The sequence below is a fragment of the Sulfurospirillum sp. genome (assembly GCF_036802865.1).
In the GTDB taxonomy this organism is placed as follows: Bacteria; Campylobacterota; Campylobacteria; order Campylobacterales; family Sulfurospirillaceae; genus Sulfurospirillum.
Window position 1 is genome coordinate 209773 of sequence record NZ_DAIRVK010000004.1, and the last position, 20238, is coordinate 230010.

General features: G+C 39.0%; 20 protein-coding genes. 10 read left to right on the top strand and 10 right to left on the bottom strand.

All coding sequences use genetic code 11. The annotated features are described in order from the left end of the window. Nucleotides 1–54 precede the first annotated feature (54 nt). Nucleotides 55–1200, top strand: a complete 1146-nt coding sequence (gene nspC / locus V7Q04_RS10270; RefSeq protein WP_333804970.1) for a carboxynorspermidine decarboxylase — start codon at nt 55–57, stop codon at nt 1198–1200. A 125-nt stretch (nt 1201–1325) separates the two neighbouring features. Here the strand turns inward: nspC and V7Q04_RS10275 are convergent, their stop codons facing one another. Then, nucleotides 1326–2426, bottom strand: a complete 1101-nt coding sequence (locus tag V7Q04_RS10275) for an amidohydrolase (RefSeq protein ID WP_333804971.1) — start codon at nt 2424–2426, stop codon at nt 1326–1328. 280 nt (nt 2427–2706) lie between these two features. On the opposite strand from V7Q04_RS10275, the gene V7Q04_RS10280 reads away from it, so the two are divergent. Further along, complete coding sequence (locus V7Q04_RS10280) at nt 2707–3366, top strand: nucleoside recognition domain-containing protein (RefSeq protein ID WP_333804972.1); 660 nt, start codon at nt 2707–2709, stop codon at nt 3364–3366. Then, nucleotides 3359–3829 (top strand): YjiG family protein, encoded by a 471-nt coding sequence (locus V7Q04_RS10285; protein WP_333804975.1) that lies wholly within the window; start codon nt 3359–3361, stop codon nt 3827–3829. Before V7Q04_RS10280 ends, V7Q04_RS10285 begins: the two co-directional genes overlap by 8 nt. 79 nt (nt 3830–3908) lie before the next feature. On the opposite strand, the gene V7Q04_RS10290 is transcribed toward V7Q04_RS10285, so the two are convergent. Both V7Q04_RS10290 and V7Q04_RS10295 read right to left on the bottom strand, forming a co-directional pair. Continuing rightward, on the bottom strand, nt 3909–6524 hold the full coding sequence (locus V7Q04_RS10290) for a DEAD/DEAH box helicase (protein WP_333804976.1): 2616 nt from the start codon (nt 6522–6524) through the stop codon (nt 3909–3911). Beyond that, the gene (locus tag V7Q04_RS10295; protein ID WP_333804977.1) at nt 6524–8260 is read right to left on the bottom strand and encodes a site-specific DNA-methyltransferase; all 1737 of its coding nucleotides are present in this window, start codon (nt 8258–8260) and stop codon (nt 6524–6526) included. Before V7Q04_RS10295 ends, V7Q04_RS10290 begins: the two co-directional genes overlap by 1 nt. Nucleotides 8261–8443: 183 nt before the next feature. On the opposite strand from V7Q04_RS10295, the gene V7Q04_RS10300 reads away from it, so the two are divergent. The 3 genes from V7Q04_RS10300 (at nt 8444) to V7Q04_RS10310 (ending at nt 11400) form a co-directional block, all read left to right on the top strand. After that, complete coding sequence (locus tag V7Q04_RS10300; RefSeq protein WP_333804978.1) at nt 8444–9370, top strand: EF-hand domain-containing protein; 927 nt, start codon at nt 8444–8446, stop codon at nt 9368–9370. A gap of 73 nt (nt 9371–9443) precedes the next feature. Then, the gene (locus V7Q04_RS10305) at nt 9444–10115 is read left to right on the top strand and encodes a response regulator transcription factor (protein WP_333804979.1); all 672 of its coding nucleotides are present in this window, start codon (nt 9444–9446) and stop codon (nt 10113–10115) included. Next, nucleotides 10108–11400, top strand: coding sequence for an ArsS family sensor histidine kinase (locus tag V7Q04_RS10310; RefSeq protein ID WP_333804980.1), 1293 nt, complete (start codon nt 10108–10110; stop codon nt 11398–11400). The genes V7Q04_RS10305 and V7Q04_RS10310 overlap by 8 nt, the downstream gene beginning before the upstream one ends. Here the strand turns inward: V7Q04_RS10310 and V7Q04_RS10315 are convergent. Beyond that, a complete protein-coding gene (locus tag V7Q04_RS10315) occupies nt 11397–11753 on the bottom strand; it encodes a response regulator (RefSeq protein WP_041958791.1) in 357 nt (118 codons plus the stop codon). The two genes, V7Q04_RS10310 and V7Q04_RS10315, sit on opposite strands and share 4 nt — an antisense overlap. A gap of 328 nt (nt 11754–12081) precedes the next feature. On the opposite strand from V7Q04_RS10315, the gene V7Q04_RS10320 reads away from it, so the two are divergent. From V7Q04_RS10320 to V7Q04_RS10335, 4 genes are all read left to right on the top strand, one after another. After that, nucleotides 12082–12291, top strand: coding sequence for a hypothetical protein (locus tag V7Q04_RS10320; protein ID WP_333804982.1), 210 nt, complete (start codon nt 12082–12084; stop codon nt 12289–12291). Between the two features lie 185 nt (nt 12292–12476). Further along, the gene (locus tag V7Q04_RS10325) at nt 12477–13565 is read left to right on the top strand and encodes a transglutaminase domain-containing protein (protein WP_333804984.1); all 1089 of its coding nucleotides are present in this window, start codon (nt 12477–12479) and stop codon (nt 13563–13565) included. A gap of 3 nt (nt 13566–13568) precedes the next feature. Further along, nucleotides 13569–13901, top strand: coding sequence for a mercuric transporter MerT family protein (locus V7Q04_RS10330; protein WP_333804986.1), 333 nt, complete (start codon nt 13569–13571; stop codon nt 13899–13901). Next, a complete protein-coding gene (locus V7Q04_RS10335; protein ID WP_333804987.1) occupies nt 13898–14173 on the top strand; it encodes a heavy-metal-associated domain-containing protein in 276 nt (91 codons plus the stop codon). Before V7Q04_RS10330 ends, V7Q04_RS10335 begins: the two co-directional genes overlap by 4 nt. 64 nt (nt 14174–14237) lie before the next feature. On the opposite strand, the gene V7Q04_RS10340 is transcribed toward V7Q04_RS10335, so the two are convergent. From V7Q04_RS10340 to V7Q04_RS10365, 6 genes are all read right to left on the bottom strand, one after another. Continuing rightward, a complete protein-coding gene (locus V7Q04_RS10340; RefSeq protein WP_333804989.1) occupies nt 14238–14579 on the bottom strand; it encodes a hypothetical protein in 342 nt (113 codons plus the stop codon). Between the two features lie 182 nt (nt 14580–14761). Then, a complete protein-coding gene (locus V7Q04_RS10345; RefSeq protein WP_333804990.1) occupies nt 14762–16579 on the bottom strand; it encodes a DEAD/DEAH box helicase in 1818 nt (605 codons plus the stop codon). A gap of 241 nt (nt 16580–16820) precedes the next feature. After that, complete coding sequence (locus V7Q04_RS10350) at nt 16821–17444, bottom strand: DJ-1/PfpI family protein (protein WP_333804991.1); 624 nt, start codon at nt 17442–17444, stop codon at nt 16821–16823. A 20-nt stretch (nt 17445–17464) separates the two neighbouring features. Next, nucleotides 17465–18694 carry an ArsS family sensor histidine kinase gene (locus tag V7Q04_RS10355; protein WP_333804993.1) on the bottom strand — a complete coding sequence of 410 codons (1230 nt, stop codon included), beginning with the start codon at nt 18692–18694 and terminating at the stop codon, nt 17465–17467. After that, on the bottom strand, nt 18691–19371 hold the full coding sequence (locus tag V7Q04_RS10360) for a response regulator transcription factor (protein ID WP_333804995.1): 681 nt from the start codon (nt 19369–19371) through the stop codon (nt 18691–18693). Before V7Q04_RS10360 ends, V7Q04_RS10355 begins: the two co-directional genes overlap by 4 nt. 144 nt (nt 19372–19515) lie before the next feature. Then, a complete protein-coding gene (locus V7Q04_RS10365) occupies nt 19516–20235 on the bottom strand; it encodes a thioredoxin domain-containing protein (RefSeq protein ID WP_333804997.1) in 720 nt (239 codons plus the stop codon). Nucleotides 20236–20238 lie beyond the last annotated feature (3 nt).

Sequence of the window (20238 nt, forward strand, 5' to 3'; positions counted from 1 at the left end):
ATGATTATTAAGAGGAAAAATGCTACATTTCGTGTGTAATTTTGGGAGAAAATCATGTTAAAAATCAGCCGTATTGAAACCGTATTAGAAGATATTCAAACCCCTGTTTATGTTTGTGAAGAGACTCTTTTGGAGCAAAATTTAGCTCTTTTAAAAGAGGTGAGTGAGCGCTCTAGCGCTACTGTTTTACTTGCTCTTAAAGGCTTTGCATTCAAAGCACTTGCCCCTTTGGTTGACAAATACCTTAGCGGTTGTACGTGTAGCGGACTGCATGAAGCTAAATTTGCGAACGAATATTTTAAAGGCACGATTCATACCTACTCTCCTGCGTACAAAGAGGAAGATATTGATGAGGTCATAGCACTGAGCGATCATCTTATTTTTAATTCGTTCAATCAATGGGAAAAATACAAAGATAAAGCCATAGGAAAAACAAGTTGTGGGCTAAGACTCAATCCTGAAGTCTCTTCCAGTCCGGTTGATCTATACAACCCTTGTGGGCTTTACAGCCGCCTTGGCATCACCAAAGAAAATATGCAGTATGACAAGCTAAAAGGCATTGAAGGGCTTCATTTTCATGCCCTTTGTGAGCAAGATGCGTCTGCTTTAGAAGAGGTCTTAAAAGGATTTGAAAAACGCTTTGGAGATTTGATTCCTCGTATGAAGTGGGTCAATTTTGGAGGAGGGCATCACATCACGCGTGAGGGGTATGATGTTGAAAAACTCATCAAAATCATTAACGATTTTAGAGCGCGATACGATGGTATCAAAGTTTATTTAGAACCAGGAGAAGCAGTGGGTTGGCAAACAGGACCACTTGTGGCAAGCGTACTGGACATCGTGCATAACGGCATGGACATTGCCATCCTTGACATCTCCGCTGAAGCGCATATGCCTGACACGCTTGCGATGCCGTATCGTGCGGTCATTCGAGGTGCTGGAGATGTGGGTGAAAAACCACATGTATATCGCTTAGGTGGACCTACGTGCTTAGCCGGTGACATCATGGGAGATTACAGTTTTGATGCACCACTCAAGATCGGTGATAAGCTCATTTTTGAAGATATGATCCACTATACGATTGTTAAAAATACCACGTTTAATGGTGTGAAATTACCAGATTTAGCGGTATTGCATCGCGATGGAAGCTACGAAGTGACCAGTCAGTTTGGGTATGAAGAGTATAAAAGACGTAATTAAAAGAGGCGCATTTATGCGCCTCTTTTAGATTTTTGACACGCCTTAGAAGCAACGCTTCCAAGACGACGTTCACACTGTGTTCTTCTCGGCGGAGTGCCCCAGCCGAGCACCATTGGTGTTTCTCGTTAGTTTAAAACGCGTTTTGTAGCGCAGATAAGAACTTCTTTCCCTTGCTCCATCGCATTTTTGTTAAACTTCATGCTAGGATTGTGCAGTCCTGGGGTAAGGTCGCAGCCTAACCCGAAGTAGCCCGCTTTGATGGATGGGCGCTCTTTGATGTAGTAGTGAAAATCTTCTCCACCCACCGTTTTAATCTCAGGAGCTAATCCCTCTTCTCCGTACACATCAACAATTGCTTTGGAAAGTACTTCAATCGCCTCTTTAGAGTAGTGTGCCGCTGGAATGTAGGAGTAGGTACTAATCTCCGCTGTTGCGCCTACTGTGGCTGCTCCAGCACTTATAGCTGATTTGGCTCGTTCTAGTAAAAGATCCATGGTATCGTTAAGCTCAGATCTTACGTCCCAAATGACCGTTGCTTCATCAGGAATGGCATTGGTGACACCTGCATCGGCAATCATCTTGGTTGCTTTGATGCTGTAAGAGTCTGACGGGTTTAAATGAATAGCATTGACTGCGGTAATCGCAGCAACAGCCGCATCAATAGCATTAACCCCTAAATGTGGACGTGCACCGTGTGCAGCAACGCCTCTAAAAATGGCTTTGAGACGATTCGATGCCCCATGGTAGAGAGCAGGCGTTGATTTGCCCATCGGCACTTCTGAGAGAGGGCGAAGGTGAAGTCCTAAAATCATATCGACATCATCAATGCCACCAGCGTTAATCACGGCAAGTGCTCCCGTTCCAGGCTCTTCGGCAGGTTGAAAAAGGATTTTGAGTTTGCCTTTTGAGATAAGTTTTTGAGCGATAATCTCTTCAGCAGCAGTAAGTACCATCGACGTATGTGCGTCATGTCCACACGTGTGCAGAGCACAAAGCTTGCCATCGATAAAATGACCCAGTGCGTCAATATCGGCTCGAAGGGCAAGTGTTGGGCCTGCAACACCGCTATCGTACACACCAATAACCCCTGTACCACCCACACCTGTCGTGACACTATAACCAGCCTTTTTTAGGGCATTGGCTAAAAATTCTGCGGTTTTAACCTCTTCAAATCCAAGCTCTGGCATGGCATGCAATGTATCGTATAACTCAATAACTCGTGACATTGTTATTCCTTTAATATTATTTGATTCATCAAAACAAATTGCTATAAGCACTAAAATTATTTGTTCAAAGGATGTCTGATATTTGCTTATCTTTTGCTTATTTTTATCGATTCTATAGTGTTTTATGAAGATTTTAACAAGGACGATATCTTGCACAAAAATGATACAATTGACCTCATTTATTTCTCATTTATTTTTGGTAAACTATAATAAGAATAGCATTGAATAATATTAATTATTATTTTATATATATAAAATCTTATTTTTTGGGAGGGTGTAAGTGGGAGTAGAAAATCAATCACCAGATGAATGGAAAGTAGGTGTTGGTGCATATATCGCGCTGATATTTGCGGTGCTGTTTTTCTCGGGTCTGTTTATGAAAGTCGATGGAATGGAGTGGTTAGGTGCGCTTGATTTTACAACGTTATCTGGAAAATTTGGAACGCTTCAAGATGGAAAAAGTACTTTTGTAGGCAATGGTGGTGTGAGTGCGAAAGCGGGCTTTTTATTTGCGCTCTCTTTGGTTCCAACGGTGATGTTAGCACTGGGTATGTTAGAGATTTTTAGCCATTATGGTGCGATTCGTGCGGCACATAAATTATTAACACCTTTGCTACGACCATTGCTTGGAATTCCAGGTCTTACAGGTCTTGCGATGATTACGGATTTGCAAAGTACCGATGCAGGGGCTGCTTTAACCAAAGAGCTTTACGATGAAAAACAGATTACCAAAAAAGAACTTGTCATTATGTCTGCATGGCAGTACTCAGGTGCTGGAATGATTAACAACTACTTTGCCATTGGCTCTGCGGTTTTTTCAACATTGACCGTACCTGTTTTAGTGCCGTTGTTGTTGGTGTTTGTGTTTAAATTTATCGGTGCAATTGGTGCACGCTTTGTTCTCAATAGTGCTTATAAAAAGGATTTTATCAATGAGTAGCCCAACAACTCCAACTACAAATAACCCCTTTGATATTTTTGTCATTGGTGCTCGCAAGGGCTTTAATATGGCCATCAATAACTTGATGCCCAATGTTTTGATGGCGTATGTTATTGCTGAAATCTTAAATGTGACAGGTGCAATGAAAGCTATTGGTACGCTCTTTGCGCCAGCGATGGCCATTTTTGGATTACCTGGTGAAGCTGTTACGGTGCTTATCTCAACATGGCTTTCATGTTCTGCAGGTGTGGGTATGGCTTTGAGTCTTTTTACCAAAGGGGTATTAACCGGTACGCATGTGAGTATTTTGATGCCAGCGCTCTTTTTGATGGCATCTCAAATTCAGTATATGGGACGACTCTTAGGTGTTGCCGATGTTCCTAAAAAATATTGGCCACTGTTGATGGTAATTAGTATCCTCAATAGTTGTCTAGCAATGCTGATTATGCGTTTTGTTGTGTAAGCGATTTATATGTAAAGAGTGGGATGGTTGGTTGTATAGTTATAGCTCCCCATCTCACTCGATTTTATTCACAATGTGTCTATGTGTAAATATTTTTTAACACATCTTTATAGTTTTCTTTATACAAAGAGACAAACTTATAATTTTTATCTAAACAACCCCAAGCATCACCAATGGGCTTTTTGATTTGTTCGTATTCACGGATATAAACAGCGCCTTTATATTCAGCAACTACAGTTTTGCCATTGTCAAAATTGATAATAAAATCAGGATAAAACTTACCCTCAACTGTTTGTAGCCAAAAAGAGTTTGCATAGTCTTTCTCGATGTTTCTTATCCAACTCACTACATTTGGTAATTTATCGATATATACTGCGACTTCATACTCTTCTTCGCTATCCAACTTATGCACATATTCGTATTTATGTTTTTTGAAATTACCGCTTCTGCTATCAGGATTTGGCACATAATTTTGGGCACCAAAACAGACACAATTATTCATATCTAAACTCAAATCATTTTCTTTAAAAAGCGTTTTAAAACTCAACGTTTTTGCATGAGAAATAATCGAAATGAGTTTTTTAAGAATGGCTTTTTTGAGTTGATATTTTTTGCTAATCAACAAAGTCAAATCAATATTTTCTCTTGTTTTGATCAAATCAACAGCAACCAAAACGATGAACTCTTTAAGTTGTCTAGAATCCAGTCCTCTTAAAATCATATCGTTTTCTTCAACGATGATTTTTGCGATAGTCCCTGCTAATTTACCGATTTCTCCAGCTTCAACACCCAATTTATTGGCATTTAAAATGGTTCTCATCTCTTCATGTTCACTCTCAAAATACGGTAAGGCTTCTTGCGTTGTTATCTCTTTTTTGATGATTCTGTTTTGATTAACATCGATAATGCCTACATGTTCATTGAGGGCAATATCAAATTCATCAAGGCTTAGATGAGAATTTTGGATTAACTCTTTTTGTGTAATCTCCACATAATCCCAAACAATACTCTCTTCAAAATCATAATGATCGCCATCGATTTCTATCATTAGTTTTGGAAGTTCTATATCACTTAGCTTTGCAAAATCATTATCTTTGATGGTGTTCAAGCTATTTTGTATTTCCTCTATTTTTGTATGCACTTCTTTAGGAGATATTTTTTTCACTTCTTCAAAAAATTTATCTCTTTTTGATTTGGTAGGGAAAGTGACGATAGTTACCGTATTGGTTTGTGTATTGACATTGATATAAGGCGCTAAAGATGGCTTTGTAAAATCTTCAATATTCACGTTGTCTATTTTAAATTGCCTCTCTTCATAGAGTGTTTCTTGAAATAAACCACCAAGAACAATATCGCTATTGGTGTTAAATCCCCGCTCAATGCTGATTTTAGCTTCCATCTCTTCAAAACCGTTATTGACTAAGGTTTTACCTATATTGGTTGCCACTTCTTCAAAGTTGTTAGTTGCCACATACACATAGCTGTACTCCAACTCTTTTTTCTCTTTTGGTTCGATGTAAGGCATGCGTAAAACCCTACCGATAAGTTGCTCTATGGCTGTGGTTGATTGCATATTAGAAACAACGCTAAGCACATACGCAAACGGGCAGTCCCAGCCTTCTTGCAGTGCACTTACGGTTATGATGTAGCGTATTTCACAGTCACGACTGAGTAGATCCACTCCGTCAAGTTCTTTTTTATTATCGGTGTGAACGGCGATTTGTTTTTCATCGATTTTAAAATCTTCAATGAGCATCGTTTTGATTTTATCGTATGTCAGATACTCATCCCCTCTATTCTCATCGGCTCGTATAAGATTGATAGGGCGAATGTATCGAGACGTGGTTGCTTCTTCCAAAATGGCTAATTTTTCCAAGTATTCTCGTTTTTCGATGCCTTCTTGAAGTATCTTCATGCTATCGTCGATGGTTTTAAGCATAATGGGAAGTTTGACCATATTCTCTTTTTTAAGCTCAGTAGCAGTCACGCTGTACAAGATATTACTTGCATACATCTCTTTTGCTGTGATGGTTTTTGTAATGGGCGTGGCTGTGAGTTCAAGTATAAAAGAAGGCTCAAGTTCCAACAAGCTTTTTAAAGAGAGTCCCGTACTTGATTTGTGGGCTTCATCTAAGATGATGATGGGTTTAAAAAGTTTCATGACATTTTCTAAAGAGGGTGTCATGTCAAGGGCTTTTAGCATCTCATAGTAGGTGCTATTTTCATCAAAAAACTTTCTGCCGTCTTTATTGGTTGTTCTAAAACTTTGTATGGTTCCTACGATGATGACAAGTTCTTCTTTAGGATCAAACGTCTGTTTAAACGCTTCTTGTACGCTTAAAACATTGACATTATCAAACTCATGGTCTAAGATTTTTCGGTAAAAATGTTGTTTGTTCTTGAGGGCTTTGAGGGTTTGACTGACGATGGCATCTGTGGGAGCTAGCCAAAAGACCAAAGAGTAATCTTTGTTGAGATACTCATTGGTAAGTACACGTATGCTTTTAGCGGCGATAAGTGTTTTACCACCACCTGTGGGGATTCGGATGCAGACATAAGGATTTGAAAATCCATCAATTTCAAGGTATTGGTTTTGCGTAAGGCTTTTAAAACTCTCACCGATACTTTTGACATTTATCTCATTGCAAAACAGATCCAATCGTTTTATAGCCTCTTCTTGATAGTTCTTTAACATTAATTTTCCTTGATGTCATAAGGGATGTATCGCACTAAAATATTCAGTTTTTTAAGCTCATCTCTGCTGATACTCGTTTTTTTGGTATAGATGATAATCTCTTTATAATCGCTATGCGCTTGGACGATTTTTTTCACATCGGATGTTTTGACATTTTTTTCAAAAAAGTAAATGTGACGATTTTCAAAACTTCCCACATAAGGCTCGTTTATGGCATCTTTTTGGATAGGTTTTTTAAACTCGACAAAATAGAGATGCTTTGCGATGTGCTGAAAGGCTAAAGAGGGGTTGAGTTCTCCAAATTCATCAAAAATATCACTTCCTAGTTCACAATATTTAAAGCCTCCGCCAATGCCCTCTTTAAAGCTTTTCACCTCTTTAATGCCTTCTAGCTTTAAGGTATTGTCACTGAAAGTTTTTTCTATCTTGTCAAAATTCGCACCGTTTTCTTCGATGATTTGAGAGGCTTCATCGCTGATGCTTTGCATCTTCTTTGGATTTAAGATGTCGGTTGTAGAGAGTTTTTTCTCAAAAAGGGCTGTTTTATCTTTGCCCGTAAAAGGATACCCCTCTATCACTCGTTTAACTCTCTCCGCTGTAATATCTTTCGCATAGTCCATGGTTTCGATAAGGATAAATTTGCGATTTCCGCCATCACGTCTGTTTTGCTCTAACACTGCATGAGCGGTTGTCCCACTGCCTGCAAAAGAGTCTAGGATAATGTCGTTTTTAGAAGTTGAAAGTTGGATAATTCTTTGAATTAGTCGTGTTGGTTTTGGGGTTTCAAACAGTGTTTTGCCATATAAAATTTGGTTACTCTCTTGTTTTGCTTCTTGGTTGTGTCCCACTTCATCATAATACCAAATAGTCATGGGCACAATTCCTTCTTGTACTTCTGAAAGAAATTTTTTCAATCTTGGTATATTGCTACCATCTTTTCCAAACCAAAGCCTATTATCACTGATTAACTTTTGCATATTGGTTTTTGAAGTCATCCAACATCTCCCACTGGTTGGTTTAATAGCTTTACCAGATGGAGTGGTTATTTCATAATCATATTCCAAACTATAAGTTTTAACGGTCAAATCACTTGATGTCCACTTACCTCTTGAATCATTATCAGGATTTTTATATCTTGCAATAGCTTCATCGCTTCGTTGTAATTGAAATGGTCGCCAAATTTTTTTACTTTTAGCATAGACTAAAATATGGTCATGATTATCACTGAGCCATTTAGCATCATTTTGTGGAGAAAACTTCTTTTCCCAGATAACGTTAGCTACAAAATTATCATTTCCAAAAATATCATCGCATATCATTCTAAGATGCGCAACTTCGGCATCATCGATGCTGATAAAAATCACCCCGTCTTCTTTGAGCAGTTCTCGTAAAAGTTTAAGGCGTGGGTACATCATGCACAGCCATTTATCGCTACGGCTCAAATCTTCTGCATTGACGGTTTTTTCAAGCCATTTTTTAATGAGTGGGCTGTCCATATTGTCATTGTAAACCCAAGAGGTATTGCCCGTGTTGTACGGTGGATCGATGTAGATCATCTTGATACTACTGGCATAATAAGGAAGTAAGGATTTGAGGGCTAGTAAATTATCGCCTTTGATAATCATATTTTGCGTATTTTTTTCACCTATCTCTTCTTGGCACTCTATGGTTTTATACGGTATTTTTTTATGATGATGAATAACATCTTTTTTCCCAAGCCAATCAATATATGCCATTGCGTTTTACTTCCTTCAACTTCTTTTATGTCTGATATGCAGTGTATTAAGGGTTAGAAGTATTATAACACGTTGCACTTTAATCACTAAATAGGTGAAATTTTACCATTGTTACTCACTGTTTACTGCTTTAGCGTTAGGATTGCTACTGGGAAATCCCCAAGCCAAACAAAGGAGGAGAAAATGACCGTAAGTTCAAATTCTCTTTACGGAACGTCATCGTACGCGACGTATGGCAGCAGTACCAACAGTACCAGCTCGTTAAGTTCAAAATTCGCAGAAGCGTTGCTTACTTCTTTGGATAGTGACTCGAGTGGTTCGGTTGACAGTACTGAGTTTAGCAGTGCTGCTCTAAAGCTAGCAAATGCGGATGAAAGCGCTATTAATAACGCTTTTAAAGCACTTGATAGTAATGGAGATGGCAGTGTTAGCATAGATGAAATGACATCTATGTTATCAGCGCAGCAGTCTACGGCAGCGTCAGGAAGTATGCCCCCACCTCCTATGCGACCGTCTTCATCTACGCAAGAAGATTCAGGCTATACCAAAGATGAACTTACTTCTATGGCAAGTGAAGTTTCATCAACCGACAGTAACCTTGCTTCACTGCTTTCTTCAGTAGCTGAAAATTTTTCAGCGGCTGACACAAACGGTGATGGCAAAGTGACGTCTGCTGAAGCTATGGCCTATCAGCAATCAACGCAAGACACGACCAATGGAACCGATGCAAGCAAAGTAGCAGCGTCAGGAAGTATGCCCCCACCTCCTCCGCCACCGTCCTCTTCTACACAAGAAGATACGGGCTATACGAAAGATGAGCTTACTGCTATGGCAAGTGACAGTTCATCGACCGATAGTAAACTTGCTTCACTTTTTGAAACATTGTCTCAAAATTTCGATGCGGCTGATGCAGATGGTGATGGCAAAGTGACTTCTTCGGAAGCAAAAGCGTATCAAGATTCTACGAAAGCTGAAAGTATGGGTGTTGCAAGCAATGCCACAAAAGGGACTGACGAAAATTCATTGATGAAAGCGCTTTTAGCGCAAATCATCTCGAATTACGCCACTCAAAATACAATTTCAGGTAGTTCTGTTAGCTTTAGTGCCTAAGCTTCAAACCACGCTCTAAGCAAGGCGTGGTTTTGTTACTTTCCGTTTACTTTATCTTCGTTATAATCAAGGCATGATTAAAATTTTAATGATCGAAGATGATGTTGAATTAGCACAACTTCTTCAAGAATCTCTTGCAAAAGACGATATCGAAACGATATTAGCCTTTACGCCTTTGGATGGATTAACGGCATTGCAACACGATACCTTTGATGCACTTGTACTTGACCTTTCTCTGCCTCAAATTGATGGTTTAGAGATTTGTCGCATCGTCCACGCGTCCATTCCTACCCTTCCTATTATTATCTCTTCCGCACGTTCTGATATGAGTGACAAAGTCATGGGGTTTGAAAGGGGTGCAGACGACTTTCTTCCCAAACCGTATGATCCAAGGGAGCTTGCTTACAGGCTTCGTGCTATTTTAAGAAGAGGTTCAACACTTAATGAACTGCCTTACCATAGTTTTTATATTGATGAAGAGCGGCATTTGATTAAACAGGGTAAAAATGAAGTGAGGTTGACAATGGCAGAGTATGACATCGTCTCCTATATGCTTAAAAAAGAGGGCTTTGTGATCTCAAGGGAAGAGCTTTTACTCAATATTGGTTCTATCAAGTACGAAAGTAGTCTTAAAAGTATTGATGTCATTATGGGACGTATTCGGCAAAAGATAGGTGATGACCCTAAAAAACCTCGCTATATTCTCTCCGTTCGAGGGGTTGGTTATAAATTTGTTAATGCGTAAAATTTCCATTGTTACCCTTGTTTCGATCTTTTTTGCTCTGACATTGGTGGTCATCAACATCGCTTTTGTGATTGAATACAAAAGACAGATAAGCGACCGTCAATTTTTTACGTTTCAACGTTTTATGATGGCAATGAAAATGATGCACCATAATGAAACTGACCAAGAAGCGATGCTTTCAAAATTAGGCGTTCGCATTAGCCTCCATGATAAAAATAGTATTGTCACCGAGGGTGAAAAACTTTTAGAAGATCCTTTTTCTGACATGATTTTGTATGAGAATAAGCTCTACTTTGTGCCAAGACCTCCACCACCTCGCTCGCATCCACCAGAAGAGATGTTTGACAAAGGGTTCCCCCCACCGCCACCCTTTTCGATGAAAAAGAAATTTGAACCACCACTTTTAGAAAATATTGAAGAGTTTTCGCTCTATCGGCTCTGGATATTGGGTGGTGTTATCAATGTCCTTTTGCTTCTTTTCTTTAGCATTGTTTTGCGTAAACTTTTACGTCTTCGTAATCTAAAAAGTGCCATTCGTACGTTTGGTGATACGAAAAGATTTCAGCCAATTGATGTGGAAAGTGAGGATGAACTGGGCGAAATTGCTTCAGAGTTTAATCTTGCAATGCAAAAAATTCATCTTCTCAAAGAAGCACGAACACTTTTTTTACGCAATATCTTGCATGAGCTTAAAACGCCCATTATGAAGGGTAAAATTCTTTCCAATTCGTTAGACAATATAAAACAGCAAACGCAATTGGAACGTATATTTGAACGTCTTGAAACATTGCTTGGAGAGATGGTAAAAGTAGAAAAACTGAGCTCCAATGAGTGGGTTTTAGAAGCCAAAGAGTACCGCGTAGTGGATGTATTAGATCATGCGATGGATTTGCTACTTTTAAGTGACACCAAACGCATTCACATTTCACCCCAAGAGATGGCGCCATTGGTCAAGGTTGATTTCGAGCTTTTTGCTACAGCGATTAAAAATATATTGGATAATGCACTCAAACACTCCACTGAAGCCGTAGCTGTTGATATTGGTCTTGAGAGCATGAGTATATGCAGTTTTGGTGAGAAGATTCCGAGTGAACGACTTGATTTTTCGCGTGCATTTAACCGTGCCGTTGAAGGCTCAAGCAGTGGGTTAGGTCTTGGGCTTTATATCGCTAATGCAATTATTGCAAAGCATGGGTTTTATTTGAGTTATTTGCATGTAGAAGGGCAAAATCATTTTACGATTCATTTTAGAGAAAAAGAAGTGGAGAAAAATTCTCCACGTTAGATAATGTCTTTGAGCTTTTCGCGAAGGACATATGCTGTAAAAGGTTTAACGATGTAGTTGTTAACGCCTTCTTTTATAGCCGTAATAACCTCATGCTTGCCACCCTCAGTTGTAACCATGATGATGGGCGTATGTTTGTATTCTTCCATGGCTCGAAGGCTTCTTACAAGCTCCAATCCATTCATTTTAGGCATATTCCAGTCTGTCATGATCGCATCAAATTTTTGATCTTTGATCTTTTTAAGCGCGTCTAGTCCATCTTCTGCCTCAGTCGTACTGTAACCAATAGTGCCTAAAGTGTTGCACAGAATTCTGCGCATCGTTGAGCTATCATCAACAACTAAAAAATGCATGTTCGATCCTTTTAAAAATTCTTATTTATCCATAAGCAAAAAGTGTTCACTTTTGGTATATTATGGAAAATTTGAGGAATAGATGTGAATGATAGAGGTCACACACAAAGCTTGTCCTTCGTATTTAAGATGGCTAAATCGCCATTTATAGAAAAAACTTTACCTCAAAATGATCCAAAGTATAGAAGAATATTCAAATAGCATTCTAAATAAAACCTATTAAAATATAAAGTTAAAGCATTATATTGAGAAGTATTTTGATATTTTGGAAAAAATTTAGATTGTACATAGTACAATAGCACTTTTATTTTTACGAAAGGAGAAAATCATGTTTAAACGTTTAACGTTATTAATGGCAATGGTTGCGTTTTTATCAACATCAGTATTTGCGCAAAGCTATCTTTCATCAGAAGATGCGGCACCAAAACATAAAACTGCAAAAACAAAAACCGTCAAAAAAACTACTAAAAAAAGTACTTCTAAACAACATACAGCGGCTAAAAAAAGCAAGAAAAAAGCGTCTAAAGTTGCTGCATAAGACTTAAGAGAGTTTTGATGGTTTCGCACTATCAAAACCCTTAGGTTTATTTTTAAGCAAATCCACTGTAAAATCCTTTTAATGTACGATGTCTAAGGCTTAGACAAACATAAATGTAATAATAATTCATACTCCTACTTTTATGTTTTCTCCTCTTCGTACCACTTTACAGGCAAGGATTTTTTATGCAAAGAAGAGCGTTTATTAAAGGGTGTGTTGCACTAAGTGCCAGTTCTGTCATTCTTCCTCAGGTTTCGATTTTAGAAGCCAGTGAACCAAAATCAAAAACACGTATTTTTTTCGTCAAAAATAGCTATAACCTCAAACACGAAAACAAAAATGGATTGACCAAACTTTGGGTTCCACTTCCTCAGGAAACAAGCTATCAAAAAGTGAGCGATTTTAAATTTAGCTCAAACGCAACCAATGCGTATGTGACTGACAAAAACAGCTATAAAGCCAGAACGCTTTATGCTGAGTGGAAAAATGGTGGTGAAAAAGTACTTGAAGTGACCTACACGATCACTACATACGAGCGCAATTCAGACCTTTCAAAAGCAACCGCTTCAACCAAATACCCAAAAGACGTTGCACACTACCTCAAACCAACCGCGCATATTCCAACGAGTGGAAAAGTGAAAGAGTTGGCGCTTAAAATCACTGAAAATGCTAAAACACCTCTTGAAAAAGCTAAAGCGATTTACGCGTGGGTCACTGAAAACATGTACCGCGACAACGCTGTTGTAGGTTGTGGTGTGGGTGATGCGGGTAAAGCGATTGAGCAAAACATCATGGGTGGAAAATGTACCGACATTAGCTCTGTTTTTGTTGCGCTTTTAAGAAGTGTCGGGGTTCCTGCGCGTGAGATTTTCGGTATCCGTTTAGGCAGTTCTCGCTACTCCAAAGCGTGCGGAAGCAGTGATGAAAAAGGGTTGGCAAAAATCACGGGAGGCGAGCATTGTAGAGCTGAGCTTTACCTTGATGGCGCAGGCTGGGTTCCATGCGATCCTGCGGATGTCGCTAAAGTCATCTTAACCGAGAAAATGACATTGAACGATCCTCTCGTTAAAGAGGTCCGTGAGTATTTCTTCGGCAACTGGGAGATGAACTGGATGGGCTACAACACCGCGCGTGACTTTGTACTTACCCCAACACCAGCGCAAAAACCACTCAATATGTTTGGTTATCCGTACGGCGAAGTCGAAGATGAAGTGCTAGACTATTACGCTCCAGCAGCTTTCAGTTATAGCTTTGTCTCTCAAGAAAAACTTTAACGTATGAAAAAAGAGATTCTAAGTTTACTCACAGCATTGCTCTCAGCCTTTGCCGCAACGGCATGTTGTCTGCCACCACTGCTGTTTTTACTCTTTGGAATCTCTTTTGGATTTTTAAGTTTTTTAGAAACACTTACCCCGTTTCGCATACCACTCTCCTTATTGTCGCTTTTTGTTTTGTGGCTTTCATGGCGAAGTTATGCTCATCATACCTTTACATGTAATCCTCAGAAGAAAAAGCGTTATGTGTGGTTTTATTCGATTGTTTTAGGGCTGATTGTCGTGATATTGCTCTATCCTGAATGGGCAAATTTTTTGATAGGAAATGATGAATGAAAAAATGGTTGATACTCCTTTTACCGTTGATGCTCTTTGCCAAAGAAGAAGTGGTCATAAAAGTGGCTGAGATGCACTGCCCTATGTGTACAACGGCGGTCAAAAAAGCACTCAAAAGTGTTGAAGGTGTTGAGTCCTCCAAAGTGACACTGGAGACAAAATTAGCGGTAGTCATTGCCAAAGATGGTGTTGAAGATAAGACGTTTTTAGAAGCGGTGAAAACGACGGGGTATGAGGGTGTGATTGTTTCACGTCATCGTTTGAAAGAGTAGGCTACGAATTAGTTCATAAAGAGTTTAGCACTAAATACTAAAAGATATATTATATTCCAATCTATTAATTGTCTATATTACAAATTACATTGTAATCTTCAAAATTGTCAAAGATATTTTTAACCATTGTATTGTCATCAATAAAATTAAACTCAAAATTGATGTTTGCTCCAAATTCTTTGATTGTTTTTTGTCTATCTTTTTGGTGAGAACTTTTAGTCGTTGCTTCATCTAATATTATATATAGTTCATATAAAAAATCATATTTTTTTGTATAAACCATTAATCTATCAATAATTCCTGAGTTAACACCATTATTTTGCAATGATCGTCTAAAAAACCAACTTAGCTCACCTATGGAATATTGCTTTAATACTTGGATAAATTTTAAATCTCTACTGATCATTTTTTTCCTTTCATAATATCTAAATGAATTTAGATATTATGGTAGCAAAAATAAGTTAAAACTTGTAATCATAGACTGATTATTATGTGAGAAAAGATAAAAAGTGGAATATATCGAAAGTGTTGAAGGATTATAGAGCAGTAAGAGGATGGCGTGAGTGTCTCACGCCATCCTCTTAAAAATTAGTCTTTTTTGTAAGCGTTACGAGGAGCGGCTTTTGGCGCGCGACCTGCATCACTGCGTGGTGCGCTTGGTCTATCTGCTCTTGGAGCGCGTGGTGGTCTGCTATCGCCACTGTCACGTGTGCCTTTGTATCCGCCTTCGCGTGGTGCTGAACTGCTTCCCTCTTTTGCAAATGGGTTACGACTCTCGCCTCTGCTGTCACTTCTTGGAACGCCGTCACCTCTTGGAGGACGTGCATCTCTACTTCCAGCATCACTACGTGGGTTTGAACCTTTGTATCCACCGCCGTCGCGTGATCCGCTACTTGAGTTTCCTCTGTATCCACCGCCGTCACGTGAACCGCCTGAGTTTCCTCTATAGCCGCCACCTTCGCGTGATCCACCAGAATTGCCTCTGTATCCGCCGCCAGAGTTTCCTCTATAACCGCCACGTCCACCACGTCCACCATCACGCTCTTCGATGTTTTTAACAACATTTTCCAATGTTTTTTTATCTAAACCGATTTTGTCTGGACCAACTGGTGTATTTTCTTTCAAGAGATTTGAGAGAAGTTTAAGTGCGATTTGAGACATATCCATCTCTTCTTCTAAAATAGCAAGAAGTTTTGCAGCATTTTCATTCAGTTCTGCATTTTTAATATCTTCTGCAATCTTAATCAGTTTGTTCTCTTTAACGTCTCGTAAACTTGGAACAATTCTGTGTTCAATTTTAGAGCCTACTTTTTTACTGATTCTTTGCATAGAGTGAAATTCGATAGGTGTTACAAGGGTAATCGCTGTACCTTTTTTACCCGCACGACCCGTTCTACCGATACGGTGAACGTAACTCTCTGGATCAAATGGCATATGGTAGTTAAATACGTGGCTGATGTCAGCAACGTTTAGACCACGTGCTGCAACATCCGTTGCTACAAGGATCTCAATTTGTGAACTACGGAAAGCCTTAATAACGCTCTCACGTTGATTTTGCTCCATATCACCGTGTAAGCCTTTTGCTGCGTAACCAACTGCCATCAGTTGAGTAGAAAGTCTGTCAACCTCTTTTTTGGTACGGCAGAAAACGATTGATTTCTCAGGCTCAAGAGCATCAAGTAGACGAATCATTGCATCATCTCTCTCATATTCGTTGATAACGTAGTAAAGTTGTTCAATATCATCATTTGTTGTGTGATCTTTTGGTGTGACACTGACAAATTTTGGGTCATTTAAAATTTTGCTTGCAAGACGTTTGATAGGATCTGGCATTGTTGCTGAGAAAAGAAGTGTTTGACGCTCTTTTGGAAGGTAGGTAAAGATCTCTTCGATGTCTTCTAAGAAGCCCATATCTAGCATCTCATCCGCTTCATCCAAAACAACCATTTTAGGTGAAAAGCCTGGAAGTCTACCGTTTTTAAGAAGGTCTAACATACGACCCGGAGTTGCAACGATAACGCTTGCACCTTTTTCGATAAGACCAATTTGACGTGAATAAGAGCTACCACCGTAAATGGTTACTGTTTTAACGCCACGAAAACGTCCGAGTGAGTAAAGCTCATCACTGACTTGTGTTGCAAGCTCACGTGTTGGAGTAATAACTAAAAGTTGTACTTTATTAAGATGAGGATCAATCATACTCATTGTTGAAAGACCAAATGCTGCAGTTTTACCTGTACCTGTTTGTGCTTGAGCAACGATATCGTTACCTGCTAATACTAAAGGGATTGATTCTGCTTGTACAGGACTTGGTTCAGTAAAACCAGCCTCTACGACGGCTTTAAGAATCTCTGGGTGTAAGCCAAACGATTCAAATGTTGGTGTTGTTGGTGTTGTGTTTTCCATGTATTTTCCATAGTTTTTGATTTTCCAAAACAATACTAACGTGCGGCTAGGGCACAAAACTCATGTACATAAAAATTTTAATGGGGAACAAACCCGTCAATATCGTATGCAAAAACCTACATACTCACTGAGGATTTCTCAAATCTGGTAGGTTTTAGGTGAAGTTCTTTGTTTTTTAATGAAGTTCTGAAATTACGGGCATTATAGTGGAATTAGTTTAAAATAATATTAAGGTTTAAACTTATAGCGCTATTGAAGCACAATTTTCTGTCCAATCAAACTCCATTTGCTTAGCAGTTTTAATGGCTAAGTCTCGACCCATAAGGCGTTCTAAAAGGTGTAGACTCATGTCGATGCCAGCAGAAATGCCTGCGGATGTGACGATTTCTCCTTCATCAACCCAGCGCATCTGCTCTTTTACATCTAAGGTTGGAAACATCACACGAAGATCGTTTATATCTTCCCAGTGTGTGGTTGCAGACTTGCCTTCAAACAGTCCCGCTTTTGCTAGTAAAAAGGCACCTGTGCAGATAGAAGCTGTGAGTTGTGCTTGTTTGGAAGTCGTCGTTATCCAATTAATTATGGATGCGTCTTTAAGTACTTCGGTAACAACGCCGCCAGGGATAAGTAAAACATCGATTTTTGGGTGTGCTTTAAAGTCAAAATCAGGGTCGATTTTGAGTCCTGCGCGTGCGCGAACAGACTCTTTTGTTTGCCCAATGGTAAAAACTTCAAAAGGCGTTACGGAAGAGAGTAGATTTTGTTTTCCATAAACGCGTGATGCTGTGGTAAACACTTCATAAGGACCTGCGAAGTCGAGTACTTCGACATTGTCAAAGACAAAAATACCAACAGAATATGTCATAAAATATCTCCCTATATAGTTTATAAATAAATCACAAAATGGTTCATTTCACCTTCACGTTTATACTGCAGTCTCATACCATGCAAACGAATGACATGCCATGTGATGAACAGCCCAAACCCAAGACCACGTGAGCTTTTTTGTTTTTTACCTTCCAAAAAGTAGGGTTCTGCGTAGCGCTCAATGGGAAATTCTAGTGCAGGTGCATGGTTAGAAATTGTAATGGTTTTTGCATCATTGCTGAGTGTAACACGGTGGTCATGGGAGTAGTTAACGCCATTGTCCAATAGGTTTTTAAGCACAACTCCAAAAAGCTCAAAGTCGACATTGAGCTCAACGGGGGTGAGATTACAGGTAATGTTCTCATGTTTATCATCTAAAATATCAAGGGCAAAATCGACAATATCTTCGATGTGATAGCGTTTTATGTCGAGTTTGAGCTCATCGGCACTGAGTTTTTCAATGCGCGAAAACTCTACTAAAAGTGCCTCTTGGCGTTTGAAAACATTTTGAAGAATGTTGGTATAGGTTGCATCTTCGATCATTTCAGCAGCGAGTTTTCCTTTGGTAATCGGTGTTTTAAGCTCGTGCATGATGTTGCGCAAAAAGAGTTGCCTTGAGTCTCGAAGCGATTTTATTTTAAAAACAGCGCTGTCAAATTCATTGGCGAGGGCGGCGATTTCATCTTTATTGGTACTTTTACAGGTGATGTCATAATTTCCATTAGCAAAGTGTTTGATTTTTTCACGTAACGTTTTAAGCGGAAGAATACTGCGAATAATGCCAATATAAAGCATAATGACAAAAGCAAACGTTAAAAAAGGGAAGAGAATTTGTGGAAAAAGTTCTTTTTCAAAAGGAACTTGCAATATAACAGGCTCATCCTCTTTTTTTTGTAAAACAGCATAGATATGAATACCGTGAGGAACGACATACAGTCCAAATCGAAATTTTTCTTCCATGCGTTTCATAGGAAAGGGTTGAGGTGGTTTTGGAAGTGATAGAATTTTTTCTTTGAGTCTTCGATCGTCAATGAGCGTAAAACCCATATCATCCAATTTGTTAAAATCGAGCTGTTTTATACTTGGATCAAAAGCGGAACGAACTGCTATATGCGTGTAATCATGCATGCGTCTCAGGTTATTTTCACGATCATGTATAGAGAGTGAAAAAAAGATGGCACTAATACCTAAAAGAGCTAATGCAAAGATAAGCGTGATGCGTGTGATGATTGAGTGGTACCACCTCATGCTTGAAGCCTATAGCCGATACCTCGCACAGAATGGATAAGATGAGGCTCTTTGGAACTTTCACCTAATTTAGTTCTAATGCGACTGATAAGCACATCTAAGCTTCTGCTTTCGTTCTCTTCGTTGAGGCTTGGCGTGCTGTTGAGTAGCTCCGTCCGTGAAACGACGCAGTTGTTTTTTTTGATGAGGTGTGCTAATACGTCGTATTCCGCAGGTGTAAGTGTCAAAGGTACATTGTTAAAAAAAATCGTGTGGCTCTCTTCTTTAAGAATGAGTGTAGAAGCAGACGTTTCTTCTTGTGGAGAATTACTTTTTTTGTAACGTCTTAGTACGCTCATAATACGGGCATACAGCTCTTTAGGCTCGTAAGGTTTCGGCAAGTAGTCATCAGCTCCAAGTTCTAATCCTACGATTTTATCTTCCAGATCACTACGTGCAGAAGAGATAATGATAGGAATATCACTTTTAGCGCGTACTTCTTTACAGATTTCAAGACCATCCATGCCAGGAAGGGAGAGATCGAGGATCAGAAGGTCATATTTAGTAAGGCTAAGAGCGCTGATGCCCAGATAGGGGTCATCATAATTGGTCACGGTGATGTTATAGCGTTTTAAAAAGTTACATAAAATTTCGGCTAGTTCGACATCATCTTCGATCATTAAAAGATTGGGTTGCATAGGAGTTTCCTTAGAATTTGTCTTAAACAATCATACACCTACTCTTTGAACGGTTTGTTAATAGTAAAGAAGTCTAATATAGCAGATTTTTCTTGAAGGGAAAAGAAGTTATCCCGCCTAGAGATGGCGGGATAAACGTGAAGACTATTTTAAAAGCTCTTTTTCTTTGACGATAAATGGTACACCTTTGATGCCAGCACCAAAGTATTTGAGTTTGAGTTCATCAATATGAGCAACTTCAGCATCACTGATTTTTTGGTCATATTTGACGTTTTCATCGTAGTATTTTTTCAAAATTTTGATTTTATCTGCATCGCTTTTTGCTTTAGATGTTTCAGTATAAATCAAAACAGATTTTTCTAAAGAACTTCTCTCATGAACCGGTGTAAAAATGAGTTTGAGGTTATTTGTTGTAAGGCGTTGCTCAATTTGAGCAAGCTCTTGTCTGCAGTAAGGGCATTCAGGATCGGTAAAAACAACTAAAGTGTCTTTTTTAGGGTCATTTCCTAAGACAACAATGTTTTTCTTCTCCTCTTTTTTGTAGATTGCTGAAAGCTTTTTCTGAAGCTCTGCCATCTCCATCATCTCTTTGATGCTTCCACCTTGTTTGATGCTGATAACATCAGGGAAGATCAAATCATCTTTGGTAAAGATGCTGAGTTTTTGTGAACGTGCACCATCGCTAAGATTTAAAGTCACGAAATCCATTCCATCAATGCCATCAACGCCTTTGCGTGAGACTACTTCGATGTTAATATTTGGCACTTGAATTGTTGATTTAAAATGTTCAACAATCTGTGCATCCGTTGCTGCAAAAAGAGTGCTAGAAATAAGCGCAACAATCCATAAAAGTTGTTTTTTCATTCA